The 18751-nt window shown below is 63.5% G+C and carries 10 protein-coding genes and 2 rRNA genes; 9 read left to right on the top strand and 3 right to left on the bottom strand.

Annotated elements, in window-relative coordinates:
- Positions 1-12: 12 nt before the first annotated feature.
- Genes MUG94_RS11580 through MUG94_RS11570 form a run of 3 tightly spaced genes read right to left on the bottom strand, consistent with a single transcriptional unit; the run spans position 13 to position 2336 of the window.
- Entirely contained in the window at positions 13-327 is a 315-nt protein-coding gene (locus MUG94_RS11580) for an MmcQ/YjbR family DNA-binding protein (protein WP_227891855.1), read from the bottom strand.
- A gap of 45 nt (positions 328-372) precedes the next feature.
- Complete coding sequence (locus tag MUG94_RS11575) at positions 373-1122, bottom strand: response regulator (protein WP_227906213.1); 750 nt, start codon at positions 1120-1122, stop codon at positions 373-375.
- Between the two features lie 2 nt (positions 1123-1124).
- Positions 1125-2336 (bottom strand): sensor histidine kinase, encoded by a 1212-nt coding sequence (locus tag MUG94_RS11570; protein ID WP_227891851.1) that lies wholly within the window; start codon positions 2334-2336, stop codon positions 1125-1127.
- A 120-nt stretch (positions 2337-2456) separates the two neighbouring features.
- On the opposite strand from MUG94_RS11570, the gene MUG94_RS11565 reads away from it, so the two are divergent.
- The 9 genes from MUG94_RS11565 to MUG94_RS11525 all read left to right on the top strand — a co-directional run bounded on the left by MUG94_RS11565 (position 2457) and on the right by MUG94_RS11525 (position 18569).
- Positions 2457-3101 carry a hypothetical protein gene (locus MUG94_RS11565; RefSeq protein WP_227906212.1) on the top strand — a complete coding sequence of 215 codons (645 nt, stop codon included), beginning with the start codon at positions 2457-2459 and terminating at the stop codon, positions 3099-3101.
- Positions 3091-4599 carry a glycosyltransferase family 4 protein gene (locus MUG94_RS11560; RefSeq protein WP_227906211.1) on the top strand — a complete coding sequence of 503 codons (1509 nt, stop codon included), beginning with the start codon at positions 3091-3093 and terminating at the stop codon, positions 4597-4599. Before MUG94_RS11565 ends, MUG94_RS11560 begins: the two co-directional genes overlap by 11 nt.
- On the top strand, positions 4596-7310 hold the full coding sequence (locus tag MUG94_RS11555) for a bifunctional glycosyltransferase/CDP-glycerol:glycerophosphate glycerophosphotransferase (RefSeq protein ID WP_227906210.1): 2715 nt from the start codon (positions 4596-4598) through the stop codon (positions 7308-7310). Before MUG94_RS11560 ends, MUG94_RS11555 begins: the two co-directional genes overlap by 4 nt.
- The gene (locus MUG94_RS11550) at positions 7311-9656 is read left to right on the top strand and encodes a CgeB family protein (RefSeq protein WP_227906209.1); all 2346 of its coding nucleotides are present in this window, start codon (positions 7311-7313) and stop codon (positions 9654-9656) included.
- 55 nt (positions 9657-9711) lie between these two features.
- The gene (locus MUG94_RS11545) at positions 9712-10773 is read left to right on the top strand and encodes a 3-isopropylmalate dehydrogenase (protein ID WP_227906208.1); all 1062 of its coding nucleotides are present in this window, start codon (positions 9712-9714) and stop codon (positions 10771-10773) included.
- A 61-nt stretch (positions 10774-10834) separates the two neighbouring features.
- Positions 10835-11941 carry a branched-chain amino acid aminotransferase gene (locus tag MUG94_RS11540; protein WP_227906207.1) on the top strand — a complete coding sequence of 369 codons (1107 nt, stop codon included), beginning with the start codon at positions 10835-10837 and terminating at the stop codon, positions 11939-11941.
- A gap of 23 nt (positions 11942-11964) precedes the next feature.
- Positions 11965-12750, top strand: a complete 786-nt coding sequence (locus tag MUG94_RS11535; protein ID WP_227906206.1) for an MBL fold metallo-hydrolase — start codon at positions 11965-11967, stop codon at positions 12748-12750.
- Positions 12751-13337: 587 nt separating this feature from the next.
- Positions 13338-14865 (top strand): 16S ribosomal RNA (locus tag MUG94_RS11530).
- 539 nt (positions 14866-15404) lie between these two features.
- A 23S ribosomal RNA gene (locus MUG94_RS11525) occupies positions 15405-18569 on the top strand.
- Together the 16S and 23S rRNA genes form the textbook arrangement of a ribosomal RNA operon.
- Positions 18570-18751: the final 182 nt, after the last annotated feature.

Genomic DNA, 18751 nt, shown 5'->3' with positions numbered 1-18751 from the left:
TCCGGCTCCGTCTCATACCGTGGGTGGAAGGGGACCGGCCAGTTGGTAGGACTCCAGCAGCAGTTCCTCCAGTTCACCGCGGTCCACCCGGTCCAGCCGCACCAGCACCAAGAGCGGGGAACGGTCGTGGTGCGGCGTCCAAAAGAAGGTGTCCGGGCTGGTGCCCGCAAGCGCCTCCCGTTCCGGAGACTTGACGGTCAGGACCCCGTCATCCCAGATACGCGCCATCAGGGTCCGCGCAAACCACGCGGGCTGCTGCCAGCTGAGGCGTTCGGTGACTCCGGGCAGCCCAAGGCAGAAGGAACGGACATCGTCTTCACTGGCCATGGTCACCTCCTGGTGGGGGTCTGCCGCCGGCAGGGCACGAAGGAACTATGGTGCGACAATACCGGTTTCGTAGGCAATCACCACAGCCTGCACGCGGTCCCGGGCGCCGAGCTTGGCCAGGATGTGGCCCACGTGCGTTTTCACTGTGGCGTCAGAGAGGAACAGGTGCGCGGCGATTTCCGGATTGGAGAGTCCCAGCGCGATCAGTCCGAAGACTTCGCGCTCGCGGGGGGTGAGGCGTTCGACGTCGGCCGCATGCCGGCTGACCTCGGCGGTGGGCTCGCGGAGCAGGGGAGCCACATGGTCCAGCAGCCTGCGGGTGGTCGACGGCGCAATCACCGCGTCGCCGCGGTACACGGTGCGGATGGCGTCGAGGAGTTCTTCCGGCGGGGCGTCCTTGAGCAGGAAACCGCTGGCTCCGGCGCGGATTGCGGACAGCGCGTACTCGTCCAGGTCGAAGGTGGTCAGTACCACCACCTTGAGATCGGCGTCGCTGGATCCTTTGGGCTGCGCCGCGGCGCGCTCCAGAATCCGGGAGGTTGCCTCAATGCCGTCCATCCCGGGCATGCGCACATCCATGAGGACGACGTCGGCGCGCACGGCGGAGAGCGCACGCACCGCTTCCTCGCCGTTGCCTGCCTCGGCCACCACGGTCAGATCGGGCTGGGAATTGATCAGCATCTTGAAGCCGCCGCGGACCAGTTGCTGGTCATCGACCAGGGCCACCCGGATGGGCGCGGGTCCCGAATTGTCGGGGATGTCGCTGCCGGAAGGGTTGGACAGGGTGCCGGTCATGCTCAGGCCTCCGTATAGGGAATGAATGCGGTGACGCGGAATCCTCCGCCGACTGCGGGTGCGGCCACCAGTTTTCCATCGTAGAGGGCCACCCGTTCCGTCATGCCATTGATGCCCTGGCCGGAGCCCGCGGCCGGGGGAGCCGGCGGCGGGGCATCCGCTCCGGCGCCGCGTCCGTCGTCGAACACCCGGACCTCCAGGCCGCGGGACGTCCACTCCAGCTCCACGTCCGCCCGCACTGAGGGGCCAGCGTGCTTGAGCACGTTGGTGAGCGACTCCTGGATGACCCGGTACGCGGTGAGCTCCGCTCCGGCGGGAAGCTGGCGCCGCATGGCTCCCGTCCGATGCACGCTCACCTCCAGGCCGGCGCGTTTGACCGCGTCCACCAGGGAATCGACGTCGGCGAGCGAGGGCAGCGGGCGCGTGGAAGCCAGCTCGTCGCCGCGCAGCACCCCGAGCAGGCGCCGCATTTCACGCAGCGATCCGCGGCCCGTCTCCGCGATGGTACCGAGAGTCTTGACGGCAATTTCGGGATCCTGGGCGCTCGCGTACCGGGCGCCGTCCGCCTGGGTGATGATGACCGAAAGGGAATGGGCCACAATGTCGTGCATTTCCCGGGCAATGTGGGAGCGCTCGTCAGCGGCGGCGAGATCGCGTTCCTGCTGCCGCTCGGTCTCCAGCCGTCGTGCCCTGTCCTCCAGTGCCTGGAGGGCCAATCTGCGGGTGCGGGCCAGGTCGCCGAAGGTCCAGGCCACCAGGATCACGGCGTCAAAGGCAATGACGTTGAAGACGAACATGGCCGCGGTCATGGTCCCCAGGCCCTCAAAGGGGTTGGCGAAGTAGCGGAAAACAAACAGCATCCCGCCGATCAGCGCCAGGGCCAGTCCGCCCAGGCTCGCCCAGCGCGGTGCATAGGCGGCCAGCGCATAGACCGTTGCCAGGACCACGATGTCCGCCGGCAGGGGGAAACCGCTGAAAATTACCTGCATCAAACAGAAAAAGGCGGTGATGCTGCCGGACAGCACCGGCCGGGTCCGGCGCCATGCCAGGGGCACCACAATGCCCAGGGACACGACGATGTCGAATACCGGATGCGGGCTTCCGACCGCCGTTGCCGAAAGCACAAAGAAGAGGACACCGAAAAGCATGAGAGTGGTGTCTACCTTGAAGGGATTGGCCTGCAGCCAGGCTTGGATTCGGCGGTGCACGAGCATGGACAACAACTTTAGGGCCTGCCCCGCCTGCAGGTCCTCATGCCAGGGGCTGATCTCAGGGAGGCGGAGGGGGTCGGCTAGGATGAGCACGGACTATCAGCGCAGGCAAGGACGGTATTGGTGCAGCACGGCAGAGTTGGTTTGCGGGGTCAGCTCTCGGGACTGGCGGCAAGGATTCGCGGAAACAAGGTTCCCCCCGCCGCTCCGGCCGCTGAGGCGTCATCGCCGCGCGCCGTACCTGCCGTGGGACGCGCGGCCGCCCTGGCTGAAACCCCGGCGGAAGACCCCCGGATGTACTTGGGAGAGTTGATCCTGGACCGGGCAGCGGATTCTTCCGACCCGCGTCCGGCCATCCTCGCCGTCGCCGGACCGGAGCTCCTCCGGCGGCTGGAGACGCACGGACCGGTGGTCCAGCTGCTGCCGGGAGCAGCAACCGAGCAGATTCGCCGGGGCACTCCGCGGATGCTGGTCATCGACCGCCATGCCCTGGACACGGGGTTGTGGGCACACGCAGAGACCGGCGCCGGAAGCGTCCTCTTCCGCGAGCTCGCGGAGCTGATCCGCCGGTGCCAGGACCTGCACATCGCCACCGTCCTGCTGGAATCCGGCGACCCCGACCGCTTTTACACCTCCACGCTTCGCAAGCTCTGCCGCAACGTGATGCCACTGGCTGACGAAGACCTGAATCCGGAAGGGACGGCCGGTTCCGGCTTGCTCACTGAACTCCAGCACTGGTCCACCGCGGAGGCCGCGCATGTCCGGTGAGCGGATCCTCGTGGTCAGCGAACAGCTGCTCCGCGCCGATGCCGGCATTCCGCCGGTCCTGGCCCGCATCCTGGCGTCCGTTCCCGGCGCCGAGGTGCTGCGTGCCGCTGACGTTCCCGCCGGAACGCGCGCTGCCCTGATCACGGCGGCCCGCGCCAAGCACTCCGCCCGGGAGTACGACGCCGTCATCTGCCACGGCTTCTCGCTCGCCTATGCGCTGGCTTCGGATGAGTCGTTTGCCGGCAGGCTCGTGCCGTTTGTTTACGATGCTCCCGGTGAGGACAAGCTGCCGTTCCCGGGGGTGCGCACCAAACTGGGGGAAATTGCACAGGGGTCGCGCTTCTTGCTCGCCGCAGATGAAGATGAGCGAAGCCTGCTGGAAGCCTTTGTGCCCGCCAGCGCCGGGAAGGTGCGGATAGCCGGGGCTGCCGTGTTCGACGACGCCGGCCCGGCAACAGCTTCGGCTGCGCCGGTTGCGCCGGCTGCACCGGGTGCTGTCGCCCGCCGGGTGCTGCTTGCCGGTCACGATCTGAAATTCACCGGTGAGCTGGCGAACCATCTGCAGGGACATCCGGGGTACACGCTCAGCATTGACCAGTGGACTTCCCTGCACGCCCACGACGAGGCCGCGTCCCGGCGGGCGCTCGCGGACGCGGACACCGTCATCTGCGAATGGGCCGGCGGCAACGCCGTTTGGTACTCGCAGCAGGTGCGTCCGGATCAGCAGCTGATCATCCGCCTCCACGGCTTTGAAGTCCGGGGGGACTGGCTGCAGGACATCAAGATGGACGCCGTGGACACGGTGGTCCTGGTCTCGGAGTTCTTCCGGGAACAGGTCCTGGCCGCCACCGGATGGCCCCGCGAAAAGACGCTCGTCATTCCCAACATGGTGGACGCCAAGGACTTCCTCCGGCCCAAGGAAAGCGGCGCCGAATTCCGGCTCGGCCTGGCGGGCATGGTTCCCTGGTTCAAGCGCCCGGACCGTGCACTGGACATTCTGGAAGCCCTGCTGGAACACGATGACCGGTACTCGCTACACATCCGCAGCCGCTACCCCTGGGAATACGATTGGTTCTGGAACGGCCGCGTGGGCGAGCAGGAAGCCTACCGCGAGTTCTTCGCCCGTCTGCAGGCCGATCCGAGGCTGCGCTCCCGCGTGGCCTTTGAGCAGTTCGGACCGGACATGGCGTCCTGGTTCCGCCGCATCGGGTTCTGCCTTTCACCCAGCCACCGCGAAACGTTCCATGTGGCACCCCTGGAGGGTGCGGCGTCGGGCGCTGTGCCGGTGCTGCTGGACCGGCCCGGAGCGGCAGACATCTTCGACTCCCGCTGGGTCTTCCAAGACCCCGCCGCCGCAGCCGGCTTCATCCATGCCACCGCAACGGATCCGCAGGCCCTGGCACGGGAAAGTGCCGCGGCGCTGGACCTGGCCAAAACCTACGACGCCGCAGCAGTGCTCCCGCGCTGGACGAACCTGCTGGAAGCGGGCCGGGCATGAGCGGACCGGGAGGAAAGGGGCAGGCGCTGTTCTCCATCGTGTCCGCCGTGTACAACGCTGAGGCGTACCTGGATGCCTTTCTGGAATCCCTGGAGCAGCAGCGTTATCCGTTCGCCCGGCTGGACATCATCCTCGTCGATGACGGCTCCACCGACTCTTCCCTGGCGCGGATGGAAGCCTGGCAGCGCAAATATCCGCAGCAGATCCGAATCCTGACCGGCGCCAACGGCGGCCCCGGTGCAGCCCGGAACCGCGGACTGGACCTTGCCCGCAACCCCTGGATCACGTTCTGCGACCCCGACGACGTGCTGGATCCCGGATACCTGGACCGGGTAGCGGGCTTCATCCGCCGCGACCGCAGGGGTACGGCGGCAGCGGTGACCGGACGCCTGATCCAGTTCTTCGAAGACACGGGGGAGCTGCGGGACACCCACGCGCTGGCCTGGAAATTCCTCTCCGGCGAGCGCATCGTGGATTTGAACCGGGAACCCCACTACGTTCACCTCAGCGCCGGCACCGTGTTCCTGCGCAAGGCAGTGCTGGACACCGCCGGGCTGCGGTTCGACGAGCGGATCCGGCCCACCTTCGAGGACGCGCACCTGGTGGTCCGCTACCTGAACAGCTGCCCCCGGCCCACCATCGGACTGGTTCCCGACGCCCGGTACTACTACCGGCAGCGCGCCGCGGGCACGTCGCTGGCCCAGTCGGGCTGGGCCTCGGACCACCGCTACACCTCCGTCCTCGACCACGGATACCTGGCCCTGCTGCAGGCGCTGGCCGAGGAACACGGTTCCGCCCCGCGGTGGGCGCAGAACACGGTGCTGTACGACGTCATGTGGTACTTCCTGGCGGACCGCGCCATGCGCCACCCCGTCGCCGGACTTACCCCTGCACAGCGGGGGGACTTCCTGCAGCGGCTGGAACGCATCTTCTCCTTCATCGACACCGAAGCGATCCTGGACTTTGCCCTGGTGCCGGTCAGCATCGACATCCGCACCGCGGTGGCCCTGCGCTTCAAGGGGAACGCTCCCGCCGTCTGGTACGTCGACTCGCCCTCGCCGCAGAGCAGCGTGCGCAGGTACGCGTACTTCTACCGCGGAGATGCGCCCGCCGAGCAGTATCTCGATCCGGCCGGATCACCGCTGACTCCCGCCACCGCCAAGCGGATTACCCACGAATTCTTCGGCGAGGTGTTCGCCTGGCAGCGGGTGGTCCATTTCCCGGCCGCCGAAGAGCCGCGCTGCGACCTGGACGGCAGCACGCTCGAAACCCGGTCCCGGCCGGGACCCCCGCAGGCACGCTATCTGCCCAAGGACACATCAGCGGATCTGCGCCTGGACATTGCGCTGCCGGAACGCACCGCGCTGCGGGCGGCCCGCCTCATTCCCGCCGCCGGGCTCCGCCGCCGGGTTCAGTCCCGGGTACGCCGCGCCTTCCATCCGGGCGCAGGAACGTCGGCGGGTCCGACGCCGGACCTCGGCCGCTTCGGCATCACGCCCGTCTCGCCCCCGGAGGAAGGACAGGCTGCCGCAGACGAACAACTGAAGCTGCGCGCCGCAACTCCCGAAGTCCGCGCCCGGTATCAGGACGCCTGGCTGGTGATGGACCGCCCTGACCACGGTTTCGACAACGGCGAGCACTTCTACCGGTACCTCGCCCGCCACCAGCCGGACATCAACGCCTGGTTTGTGCTCAAGAGCGATTCACCGGACTGGTCCCGGCTGCAGGACGAAGGCTTCCGGCTCGTGCCCTGGGGCAGCGACGAACTGGTGCTCCTGGCGCTGAACGCAAAGTACCGGATCTCCTCCGACGCGGCTCTGCCGTCCTACTTTCCGATTGACCGCAGGCGTTTTGGCGGCGGCGCCGGCAGGTTTGTGTTCCTGCAGCACGGAGTGATCTGGAATGACCTCTCCCGGTGGCTCAATGACAAACGCCTGGACCGTTTCATCACCAGCACCCCGGCCGAATATGCCTCACTGACCGCGGACGGCAGCGTCTACACCGTGACCGAACGCGAGGTGCGGCTGACCGGGCTGGCCCGCTTCGACGCCCTGCACCAGCGGGCGGAACAGCTGGAGCGGCAGGGATCGGCCCCCACCACCATCACGGTCATGCCCACCTGGCGGATGAACGTGGCGGAGGACATGAGCCGGGCCGCCACTGCCGCGGAGCGCCGCGCCATCCTGCTGGACAGCGCGTTCTACCGGCAGTGGATGGCGTTCATCTCGGATCCCCGCCTGCTCGCCCTGCTGCGCCGCACCGGCTTCCGGCTGGCCTTCTTCGTCCATCCGTCACTGGCGGCGGAACTCACCGGCGACGCCCTGCCCGGACACGTGGAGCTGTATCCCCGGCCCGGCGTCAGCCTGCATGACCTGGTGCTGGAATCGGCCGCGTTTGTCACCGACTATTCCTCCACTGCCTTTGACGCCGCGTACATCGACCGCAACGTGCTCTACTTCCAGTTCGATGCGGCAACCTTCCTGCGCGGCGACCACCCGGCCCGCCCCGGCTACTTCGACTATCGCCGCGACGGCTTTGGCCCCGTTGCGGGCAGCGTCGATGAGCTTCTCGAAAACCTCGAGGCATTGGAACGGAACGGATTCGCCGGCAGCCCGGTCTACACCGGACGGGCAGCCGGAACCTTTGCCTACCGCGATGCCGGCAACTGTGCGCGCATCTTCGAGTCCGTGCTGGAACTGGAGAAGGACTAAATGCCCCACCGTGATGAACAGGGCGACCCCTCGCTGCCCGCGCCCGACGGCGAACAGGCGGAAATATCCTACCTTGCCTCCCGCCTGGCCTGGGCGGAGCAGCAGGCTGCCGCCTACCAGCGCGACTACGAGGACATGCTCACCGCCAAAAATGACCTGCACCGGGAACTGTCCTCTGCCAACGGCTCGCTGCGGGCCTTCCGCGAAGAAAATGCAGCCCTGAAGCAGCGCGCCGCCGCCGCTCCGGCACCCCTGACCCGGCGAGCCAAGGCACTGGCAAGGAAACTGCGCGGAAACACCGCCGCCACGCCGGCCACTTCCATGCCGGGCGCTTCCGCGCCCGCCCCCGCTGCCGCGTCCGCCGAACCCGAAGCCCCGCTGGCCGGCTATCCCGTTCCGCCCCGGACCCTGTCCCCGGCCTACACCCGTGAACCCAACCGCGTCCTGGTGGTCGCCGATTCCGAGGAGCACCTCAACGCCGCGCGACGGGCAGCGCAACGCGGCAGCGACGTCGTCGTCCTTTTCCGCCCGGGCTTTCCCTGGGACACCGGCCAGCCGTTCGGCTATCCGCGCAGGATCTGCGCCGAAGACCCCGCCGGCTTTGTCGCGGTCCACAGCCCGGACGCCGACATCCGGGCCGCGAATCCGCACCACTTTGTGGACCGCGCCGCTGACGCGATTGTGCGCGAGGCGCGGCTGCGCCGCCCTGCGGTGCTGCTGGCCGACGGCGGGGAAGCCACCCGTCTGGCGGTCCTGGTGGCCGGGCGCCGGCTGGGCATCGCTGTCGCGTTTGAACCGGCCCCGGATCTGCCCGATTCCGCAGTGTGGGACGAAGAAGCCGACGCGGATCCCGTCACGCTGGAAGCGCTGCCCGGCCGGACCACCGCGCCGCTGCGCGCGCTGCAGGACCTGCACGCCGGCATCATCTGCGACGAATTCACCGGCCGGCTGCTGGAAAACTCCCTGCACACCACCGCCGTCACCCCCGACGGCTGGCAGCAGCAGCTGGATGCCGAGCCGTGGGATGCCCTCATCGTAGAATCCGCCTGGCTGGGAAACGCCGGCGCCTGGGAAGTCTCGGACTACTACACGGATCAAAAGGGCTACGAAAACCTGGCGGCGGTGGTGGCGGCCTGCCGTTCCCGCGGCATCCCCACCGTCTTCTGGAATAAGGAAGATCCCATCCATTACCGCCGGTTCCGCCGCGTCGCCGGCCTGTTTGACCATGTGCTGACCACCGACCACGGGTCGCTTCCGCACTATCAGGAGAACCCGCGCGCCCGGGGACTGACGCACTCCTCGCTGACCTTTTTCGCGGACCCGGCCCTTCACAACCCGCTGCCGGGCACTGCGGCACGGGAAACAGCCGTGGCTTATGCGGGCACGTACTACGGTTCGCGATTCCCGGAACGGTCCCGGCAGATGCTCCGGCTGTTCGCGTCGAGCCATCCGCACGGACCGGTGATCTTCGATCGGCACAGCAATGACCCCGCCGCCCGCAAGGCCTACCCGGAGGAACTGCGGGATCGGATCCGCGGCGGCCTGACCTACACGGAAACGCTTGAGGCGTACAAGGCCTTTCCGGTGCATCTGAACTTCAACTCCGCCCCCTGGTCCGAGACCATGTTTTCGCGCCGGGTGGTGGAGATCGCCGCCAGCGGCACCGTGGTGTACAGCGCTGACGGACAGGGCATCCGCAGCTGCCTCGGCGATGCTTTTCCCGTCTCGGCCGATGAGGATGTCTACCGCGCGCACCTTGCCCGCTGGATGGGAAACGAGGCTGCCCGCAAAACGGCGGCCTGGGCGCAGCTGCGCACCGTCTACCGTGCCCATCTGTCCGGCCATGCCCTGGCCGTCCTGTTCCGGACCCTTGGCATTCCCGCGGCCGCACCGCAGCCTGCCCGCGCAGCGGTGCACGTGGAGCGGCTCACCGGGGACACGGCCCGTGAACTCAGGGGCCAGTCGGTGCGCCCGGCGCTCGTGCTCGCCGAGACCGCTGAGGATGCTGAGGCGGATCTGCTGGCGCAGGCGGGCATTCCGCTGGAACGCACACGGAACGCCGACGCCGAGGACCTCCGCCAGCGCGGCATCGACTGGATCTGCGACTGGCGTCCGGGGCAGCCGCGCACCCTGTTGGAGGATCTGCTGAGCGGTGCGGCCTTCGGGGACTGGCAGAGCATCCGGATCGTTCGGGACACGGGGGAGGGCTGGAGTCCGCTGGCAGCAGTGGAACCGGGCCCCCGGCCCGGACCGCCGTACTTGGGGCAATTGGTCCACGTGGACGGCGCCAGCGGCAACGACGCAGACAGCCACCTCACGCTCATCTATCCCGCCGGCTTAATATAGTCCAGCATATGGAACGGTTTGCCCGGGATGTGGACCCCGTTCCTAGAATGGCGGCATGAGCGAAGAGTCTTCCACCGTTTCCCTGGCCGTCATTCCCGGTGACGGCATTGGCCCTGAAGTCACCGCAGAGGCCGTGAAGGTGCTCCTTGCCGTGACCGACGGCGGCCCCGTGCAGTTCGAGTTGACCGAGTATCCGCTTGGCGCCGAGCACTGGCTGGCCACCGGCGAAACCCTGCCGGACTCCACCCTGGAGGCGCTCAAGGGCCACGACGTCATCCTGTTCGGCGCCGTCGGAGCCGCTCCGGGAGACAAGAGCATTCCCTCCGGGCTCATTGAACGGGAAATGCTGCTCAAGCTGCGCTTCAGCCTGGACCACTACGTGAATCTGCGGCCCTCCCGGCTCTACCCCGGGGTCGCCAGCCCGCTGTCCAACCCCGGCACTGTGGATTTCATCGTGGTGCGCGAAGGCACCGAGGGCCCGTACACCGGCAACGGGGGAGTGCTCCGCGAAGGAACTCCGCACGAAGTTGCCACCGAGGTCTCCCTGAACACGGCCTACGGCGTGGAACGCGTGGTCCGGGACGCGTTCCGGCGCGCCAGTGAGCGGCCGCGCAAAAAGCTCACCCTGGTGCACAAGCACAACGTGCTGGTTTACGCCGGCCGGCTCTGGAAGCGCACCGTGGAGAACGTCGCCGTCGAATTCCCCGAAGTCAGCCACGACTACCTGCACGTGGACGCGGCCACCATCTTCCTGGTGACTGATCCGTCACGCTTTGACGTGATCGTCACGGACAACCTCTTCGGCGACATCATCACCGACCTCGCCGCCGCGGTGACCGGCGGCATCGGCCTGGCGGCGTCCGGCAACATCAACATGGACGGCACCTTCCCCTCCATGTTCGAGCCGGTGCACGGCTCCGCCCCCGACATTGCCGGTCAGCAGAAAGCCGACCCCACCGCCGCCATCCTCTCCGCCGCCCTGCTGCTGCGCCACCTGGGTCTCGAAAAAGAGGCCGCCCGCGTGGAGCGCGCGGTGGAGGAGGACGTCGCCGCACGAACCGGCAAACCGCGCACGACGGCGGAAGTCGGCAATGCGATAGCCGCAGCGGTGTCATAAGCTCGGGAAGTATCAATAACCAATTCGTCGGACGGCCCGCGCCGCCCACCGTGGAGGAAAAATGTCTGTCAGCGCTCTGGAATTCACCCAGCAGCTCTCTGCCCACCCGAAACCGGCCGAGGAGCGTGCGGCCATCCTGGCCAACCCCGGATTCGGAGACTACTTCACGGATCACACCGCCGTCATTGATTACAAGGCGGATGAAAGCGGCACCGGTGTGTGGCAGAACGCCCGGATCGAACCGTACGGTCCCATCGCCATGGACCCCGCAGCCGCCGTGCTGCACTACGGCCAGGAAATCTTCGAGGGGCTCAAGGCGTACCGTCACGCCGACGGCTCGGTGTGGACGTTCCGCCCGGAAGCAAATGCCGCCCGCATGAATCTCTCCGCCCGCCGCCTGGCACTGCCGGAACTGCCCGAAGAGCTGTTCCTGGAATCGCTGCGCCGGCTGGTCTCCGTGGACGTGGACTGGATCCCCGAAGGCGACGGCGCCGCCCTGTACCTGCGCCCGTTCATGATCGCCACCGAGGCGTTCCTGGGTGTTCGTCCGGCACGTGAGGTGTCCTACCGGGTCATTGCTTCGCCTGCAGGCAACTACTTCGGCGGCGAACTGAAGCCCGTATCCATCTGGCTCTCCACCAGGTACGCCCGCGCCGGCATCGGCGGCACCGGCGAAGCAAAGTGCGGCGGCAATTACGCCGCTTCCCTGATCGCCCAGATGGAAGGTGAGGCGCACGGCTGCAAGCAGGTGCTGTTCCTGGACGCGGCCAATGACAACGCCGTGGAAGAGCTCGGGGGCATGAACGTGTTCTTTGTCTTCAAGGACGGCAGCCTGGTCACGCCCGCACTGTCCGGCACCATCCTGCACGGCGTCACCCGCTCCTCCGTGATCCAGCTGGGCCGCGACCGCGGACTGGACGTCCAGGAACGCAAGATCACCCTGGACGAATGGCGCGACGGCGTGGCCTCCGGTGACATCACGGAGGTCTTTGCCTGCGGCACCGCCGCGGTTATCACCCCGGTGGGTGAGCTGAAGACTGAAACCGAGACCATCGGCTCGGCTGACGCCGTTGCCGGTCCCGTCACCATGTCCATCCGCGAACAGCTTCTGGGTGTTCAGACCGGCACTGTGGAAGACACCCACGGCTGGCTGACGCGCCTGGCCTAACGCCTGCTTAATAAAGGAACCCGATGTCCACCACCGCCCTGGTCCGCAGCAGCCCGCTGACCCGCTTCGCCCTGGCACCGAACCCCGGTCCCATGAGCCTGGAGGGAACCAACAGCTATGTCATCGCCGCTGAAGGATCTGAACACGTGGTGGTGGTGGACCCGGGTCCCCTGGACGAGGAACACCTGCAGTTGCTGGCCTCCGCCGGCACTGTGGAACTGGTCCTCGTCACGCACCGCCACCCGGACCACACGGAGGCCAGCGAACGTTTCGCCGAAATGACCGGCGCACCGGTCCGCGCTTTCCACCCTGCCTACTGTGTGGGCGGGGACCCGCTCTCGGACGGCGAAGAGCTTCACGCAGGGGGAGTGGACATCACGGTCCTGCACACCCCCGGCCACACTTCCGATTCCGTCTGCTTCCACCTGCCCGCCGACGGACCCGGCGGATCCGTCCTGACCGGAGACACCATCCTTGGCCGGGGCACCACAGTGCTGGACTTTCCGGACGGAACGCTGGGGGATTACTTCGCCAGCTTGGAACGGCTGTCCGAGCTGGGCCACGCCACGGTGCTTCCGGCGCACGGCCCGGTGCTTTCTGACCTCAGCACCGTGGTCCTTACGTACCGGGACCACCGCGAGGAACGGCTGGAGCAAATCCGTGCGGCGCTGGAGGAAGCCGGAGCCGGTGCTCCTGTTTCCGCAGTGGCGGACATCGTCTACGCAGATGTGCCGGCCAACGTGCGCGAAGCAGCGGAACTGTCGGTGGCCGCCCAGCTGCAGTATCTGCGGGGCAACGCCCCGCTGTGAGCGAGACGACGGCCCGCGAACTTGCGAGCTGCTGGACCCGCGTCGCAGACTGTTAATCGTTCGGTTTCCGGCGGCGCACACACTTTGCGGAGTGCCGGTTGAGCAGAGTGCAGGAGGTCACACTCCAGCGGTTTGCGCGGACCGGGAACACTGTGTAAAGTTTAGTGAGTTGCCCCGGTGAGTGCCTGGCGGACAAGGTTCGCAGGCAAGACTCCCGATCCGGCAACAGCCCACAACAAAGCAACGGACGAAAATCCGGACACTTCGTGACGGGCTCATCCGGTTGTTTCAGCCCGGTTCCGCGAATACCGCGGAATTGCTAAAACAATCCGAATGGAATAGAATAAAGAAACACTGCAGCGAAGAGAAAAGAAAAACATTTATTGTTTTTCCGAGTATTTCGGATGCATCTGTTGTTTGAGAACTCAATAGTGTGCCAAGTTTATTGATACCAATTATTTTAATTGGTTGAACTGGTTGTTACCGCCCACCCCGTGGGTATGGGACAGCTTTTTTAGCTGGTTTCGAATTTAGTGCAGGACTGTGCAGCCAATTTTCCTTGGCTCCGGTGCTGTGTCTGTAACACATTTACGGAGAGTTTGATCCTGGCTCAGGATGAACGCTGGCGGCGTGCTTAACACATGCAAGTCGAACGATGACTTTTGTGCTTGCACAAAATGATTAGTGGCGAACGGGTGAGTAACACGTGAGTAACCTGCCCTTAACTTCGGGATAAGCCTGGGAAACCGGGTCTAATACCGGATACGACGGATCCCCGCATGGGGGTTCGTGGAAAGCTTGATGCGGTTTTGGATGGACTCGCGGCCTATCAGCTAGTTGGTTGGGGTAATGGCCCACCAAGGCGACGACGGGTAGCCGGCCTGAGAGGGTGACCGGCCACACTGGGACTGAGACACGGCCCAGACTCCTACGGGAGGCAGCAGTGGGGAATATTGCACAATGGGCGAAAGCCTGATGCAGCGACGCCGCGTGAGGGACGAAGGCCTTCGGGTTGTAAACCTCTTTCAGCAGGGAAGAAGCGAAAGTGACGGTACCTGCAGAAGAAGCGCCGGCTAACTACGTGCCAGCAGCCGCGGTAATACGTAGGGCGCAAGCGTTATCCGGAATTATTGGGCGTAAAGAGCTCGTAGGCGGTTTGTCGCGTCTGCTGTGAAAGCCCGGGGCTCAACCCCGGGTCTGCAGTGGGTACGGGCAGACTAGAGTGCAGTAGGGGAGACTGGAATTCCTGGTGTAGCGGTGAAATGCGCAGATATCAGGAGGAACACCGATGGCGAAGGCAGGTCTCTGGGCTGTAACTGACGCTGAGGAGCGAAAGCATGGGGAGCGAACAGGATTAGATACCCTGGTAGTCCATGCCGTAAACGTTGGGCACTAGGTGTGGGGGACATTCCACGTTTTCCGCGCCGTAGCTAACGCATTAAGTGCCCCGCCTGGGGAGTACGGCCGCAAGGCTAAAACTCAAAGGAATTGACGGGGGCCCGCACAAGCGGCGGAGCATGCGGATTAATTCGATGCAACGCGAAGAACCTTACCAAGGCTTGACATGAACCGGAAAGACCTGGAAACAGGTCCCCCACTTGTGGCCGGTTTACAGGTGGTGCATGGTTGTCGTCAGCTCGTGTCGTGAGATGTTGGGTTAAGTCCCGCAACGAGCGCAACCCTCGTTCTATGTTGCCAGCGGGTTATGCCGGGGACTCATAGGAGACTGCCGGGGTCAACTCGGAGGAAGGTGGGGACGACGTCAAATCATCATGCCCCTTATGTCTTGGGCTTCACGCATGCTACAATGGCCGGTACAAAGGGTTGCGATACTGTGAGGTGGAGCTAATCCCAAAAAGCCGGTCTCAGTTCGGATTGAGGTCTGCAACTCGACCTCATGAAGTTGGAGTCGCTAGTAATCGCAGATCAGCAACGCTGCGGTGAATACGTTCCCGGGCCTTGTACACACCGCCCGTCAAGTCACGAAAGTTGGTAACACCCGAAGCCGGTGGCCTAACCCCTTGTGGGAGGGAGCCGTCGAAGGTGGGACCGGCGATTGGGACTAAGTCGTAACAAGGTAGCCGTACCGGAAGGTGCGGCTGGATCACCTCCTTTCTAAGGAGCACCTCAAAGTGGCCCGTCCTTCCACAGTGTTGGATGTGTGCTTTGCAGGAGATGCCCATGTCGGAAACGTTTGTTTTCCGGTGGGTGCTCAAGGGTGGAATATCAATAGGCAGGTGCCCGGCGTTGAGCCCGGCAGCAGAGTACGCCGTACTCCTGGTCCTTCTTTTCTTCGGAAAGGGCGGTCCACGGGGGATGGTTGGAAATGGTGTCCGGTGTCTTCAAGTACCGGGTTTTTCCGTTTGGCACACTGTTGGGTCCTGAAATAACAGGACCGAAGAATTTTCAAGCCTTTTTTGGAAGGGTTGGGAAGGGCACGGGTTTCGTGTTGTTTCTGATTGTTCCTGCGCAGGCCTGAGACTGTCCACGGTGAATACGTGGTGGTGGAGGGGTGTGACGGGGTTGTTGTTTGAGAACTACATAGTGGACGCGAGCATCTTAAATTATTAAGTGCAATTTCAGATAAACCTGGTGACCGGATTTGTTTCCGGCCTCCATGGTTTTCTCGATAGCGATAATATATTGATCTTTGTGGTCAAGTTTTTAAGGGCACACGGTGGATGCCTTGGCATCAGGAGCCGAAGAAGGACGTAGGAATCTGCGATAAGCCTGGGGGAGTTGATAACCGAGCGTTGATCCCAGGATGTCCGAATGGGGAAACCCCGCCCGGCGCGCGAGTGACCGGGTGACCCGCATCTGAACACATAGGGTGCGTGGAGGGAACGTGGGGAAGTGAAACATCTCAGTACCCACAGGAAGAGAAAACAACAGTGATTCCGTTAGTAGTGGCGAGCGAACGCGGAAGAGGCTAAACCAGTGGTGTGTGATAGCCGGCGGGCGTTGCATCACTGGGGTTGCGGGACTTTCCGTATCGATTCTGCCGGATCGGTGAAGTGAGTGCAGGTGCATAGGTGAACGGGTTTGAAAGCCCGGCCGTAGAGGGTGTTAGCCCCGTAACCGGAATGTATGCTGCCGCTTGGAGAGGATCCCAAGTAGCACGGGGCCCGAGAAATCCCGTGCGAATCTGCCAGGACCACCTGGTAAGCCTAAATACTCCCTGATGACCGATAGCGGACAAGTACCGTGAGGGAAAGGTGAAAAGTACCCCGGGAGGGGAGTGAAACAGTACCTGAAACCGTGTGCCTACAATCCGTTGGAGCAGGGCGATGCCACTTGTGGTGTTGTGCTTGTGACAGCGTGCCTTTTGAAGAATGAGCCTGCGAGTTAGTGTTACGTCGCGAGGTTAACCCGTGAGGGGAAGCCGTAGCGAAAGCGAGTCTGAACAGGGCGATGCAGTGGCGTGATCTAGACCCGAAGCGGAGTGATCTACCCATGGCCAGGTTGAAGCGCGTGTAAGAGCGCGTGGAGGACCGAACCCACTTCAGTTGAAAATGGAGGGGATGAGCTGTGGGTAGGGGTGAAAGGCCAATCAAACTCCGTGATAGCTGGTTCTCCCCGAAATGCATTTAGGTGCAGCGTTGCGTGTTTCTTACCGGAGGTAGAGCTACTGGATGGCTAATGGGCCCTACAAGGTTACTGACGTCAGCCAAACTCCGAATGCCGGTAAGTGAGAGCGCAGCAGTGAGACTGTGGGGGATAAGCTTCATAGTCGAGAGGGAAACAGCCCAGACCACCAACTAAGGCCCCTAAGCGTGTGCTAAGTGGGAAAGGATGTGGAGTTGCTCAGACAACCAGGAGGTTGGCTTAGAAGCAGCCATCCTTGAAAGAGTGCGTAATAGCTCACTGGTCAAGTGATTCCGCGCCGACAATGTAGCGGGGCTCAAGTACACCGCCGAAGTTGTGGCATTCAAATATTAGCCAAGCGGATGGTTTATCCATTTTCGTTCAAGCGTTTGGATGGGTAGGGGAGCGTCGTGTGGGCAGTGAAGTCGCGGTGTAAACCAGCGGTGGAGCCTACACGAGTGAGAATGCAGGCATGAGTAGCGAAAGACGGGTGAGAAACCCGTCCGCCGAATGATCAAGGGTTCCAGGGTCAAGCTAATCTGCCCTGGGTAAGTCGGGACCTAAGGCGAGGCCGACAGGCGTAGTCGATGGACAACGGGTTGATATTCCCGTACCGGCGAAAAACCGCCAATACCAAGCGGGGGATACTAACCGCCCAATACCTGACCGGCCGCCCTTGTGGCGACCCGGTTTTTGGTGGAGCGCGGGACCTGATCCCGGGAGGTAAGCGTATTAACAGGTGTGACGCAGGAAGGTAGCCGGGCCGGGCGATGGTTGTCCTGGTCTAAGGATGTAGGGTCAGCGATAGGTAAATCCGTTGCTGTGTCTTTGATGACGATCCTGAGATCCGATGGGACCCCTTTAGGGGGGAATCCGGTGATCCTATGCTGCCTAGAAAAGCATCGGCGCGAGGTTTTAGCCGCCCGTACCCCAAACCGACACAGGTGATCAGGTAGAGAATACTAAGGCGATCGAGAGAATTATGGTTAAGGAACTCGGCAAAATGCCCCCGTAACTTCGGGAGAAGGGGGGCCCCAACCTTGATGGACACTTGCTGTCCGGAGGGGATCGGGGCCGCAGAGACCAGGGGGAAGCGACTGTTTACTAAAAACACAGGTCCGTGCGAAGTCGCAAGACGATGTATACGGACTGACTCCTGCCCGGTGCTGGAAGGTTAAGAGGACCGGTTAGCCCTTACGGGCGAAGCTGGGAATTTAAGCCCCAGTAAACGGCGGTGGTAACTATAACCATCCTAAGGTAGCGAAATTCCTTGTCGGGTAAGTTCCGACCTGCACGAATGGAGTAACGACTTCCCCGCTGTCTCAACCATAAACTCGGCGAAATTGCAGTACGAGTAAAGATGCTCGTTACGCGCAGCAGGACGGAAAGACCCCGAGACCTTTACTATAGTTTGGTATTGGTGTTCGGTGTGGCTTGTGTAGGATAGGTGGGAGACTGTGAGACCCGGACGCCAGTTCGGGTGGAGTCATCGTTGAAATACCACTCTGGTCATACTGGATATCTAACTTCGGCCCGTAATCCGGGTCAGGGACAGTGCCTGATGGGTAGTTTAACTGGGGCGGTTGCCTCCTAAAGAGTAACGGAGGCGCCCAAAGGTTCCCTCAGCCTGGTTGGCAATCAGGTGGCGAGTGTAAGTGCACAAGGGAGCTTGACTGTGAGAGAGACATCTCGAGCAGGGACGAAAGTCGGGACTAGTGATCCGGCGGTACATTGTGGAATGGCCGTCGCTCAACGGATAAAAGGTACCTCGGGGATAACAGGCTGATCTTGCCCAAGAGTCCATATCGACGGCATGGTTTGGCACCTCGATGTCGGCTCGTCGCATCCTGGGGCTGGAGTAGGTCCCAAGGGTTGGGCTGTTCGCCCATTAAAGCGGTACGCGAGCTGGGTTTAGAACGTCGTGAGACAGTTCGGTCCCTATCCGCTGCGCGCGCAGGAAATTTGAGAAGGGCTGTCCTTAGTACGAGAGGACCGGGACGGACGAACCTCTGGTGTGTCAGTTGTACTGCCAAGTGCACCGCTGATTAGCTACGTTCGGATGGGATAACCGCTGAAAGCATCTAAGCGGGAAGCCCGCTTCGAGATGAGATTTCCATACACCTTGTGTGTGAGAGGCCCCCAGCCAGACCACTGGGTTGATAGGCCGGATGTGGAAGCGGGGACTAAAGACCCGTGAAGCTGACCGGTACTAATAGGCCGATAACTTACACCACACCATGATCTGGGCAGGAAACGACTTCAAACGTTCCCGCCAAAGAAGGATCGTGTTGATCATGCTGCTTGCGTCCACTATGTGGTTCCCGGATAACAAACCCGTGAGGTTTGTCACCGAGGGAACTGGTACTGAATCATCTGTTATGGGTGGTTTGGTGCCGTAGAATAAAGGAAGTGTTCA

The sequence above is a fragment of the Arthrobacter gengyunqii genome (genome assembly GCF_023022985.1).
In the GTDB taxonomy this organism is placed as follows: domain Bacteria; phylum Actinomycetota; class Actinomycetes; order Actinomycetales; family Micrococcaceae; genus Arthrobacter_B; species Arthrobacter_B gengyunqii.
This window is presented reverse-complemented; position numbering and strand designations above follow the sequence as displayed.

Bases quoted from the DNA above. Each gene is read 5' to 3' on its own strand.
- MUG94_RS11580 (WP_227891855.1), bottom strand. From the start codon at position 327: ATGGCCAGTGAAGACGATGTCCGTTCCTTCTGCCTTGGGCTGCCCGGA.
- MUG94_RS11575 (WP_227906213.1), bottom strand. From the start codon at position 1,122: ATGACCGGCACCCTGTCCAACCCTTCCGGCAGCGACATCCCCGACAAT.
- MUG94_RS11570 (WP_227891851.1), bottom strand. From the start codon at position 2,336: ATGCTCGTGCACCGCCGAATCCAAGCCTGGCTGCAGGCCAATCCCTTC.
- MUG94_RS11560 (WP_227906211.1), top strand. From the start codon at position 3,091: ATGTCCGGTGAGCGGATCCTCGTGGTCAGCGAACAGCTGCTCCGCGCC.
- MUG94_RS11555 (WP_227906210.1), top strand. From the start codon at position 4,596: ATGAGCGGACCGGGAGGAAAGGGGCAGGCGCTGTTCTCCATCGTGTCC.
- MUG94_RS11550 (WP_227906209.1), top strand. From the start codon at position 7,311: ATGCCCCACCGTGATGAACAGGGCGACCCCTCGCTGCCCGCGCCCGAC.
- MUG94_RS11545 (WP_227906208.1), top strand. From the start codon at position 9,712: ATGAGCGAAGAGTCTTCCACCGTTTCCCTGGCCGTCATTCCCGGTGAC.
- MUG94_RS11540 (WP_227906207.1), top strand. From the start codon at position 10,835: ATGTCTGTCAGCGCTCTGGAATTCACCCAGCAGCTCTCTGCCCACCCG.
- MUG94_RS11535 (WP_227906206.1), top strand. From the start codon at position 11,965: ATGTCCACCACCGCCCTGGTCCGCAGCAGCCCGCTGACCCGCTTCGCC.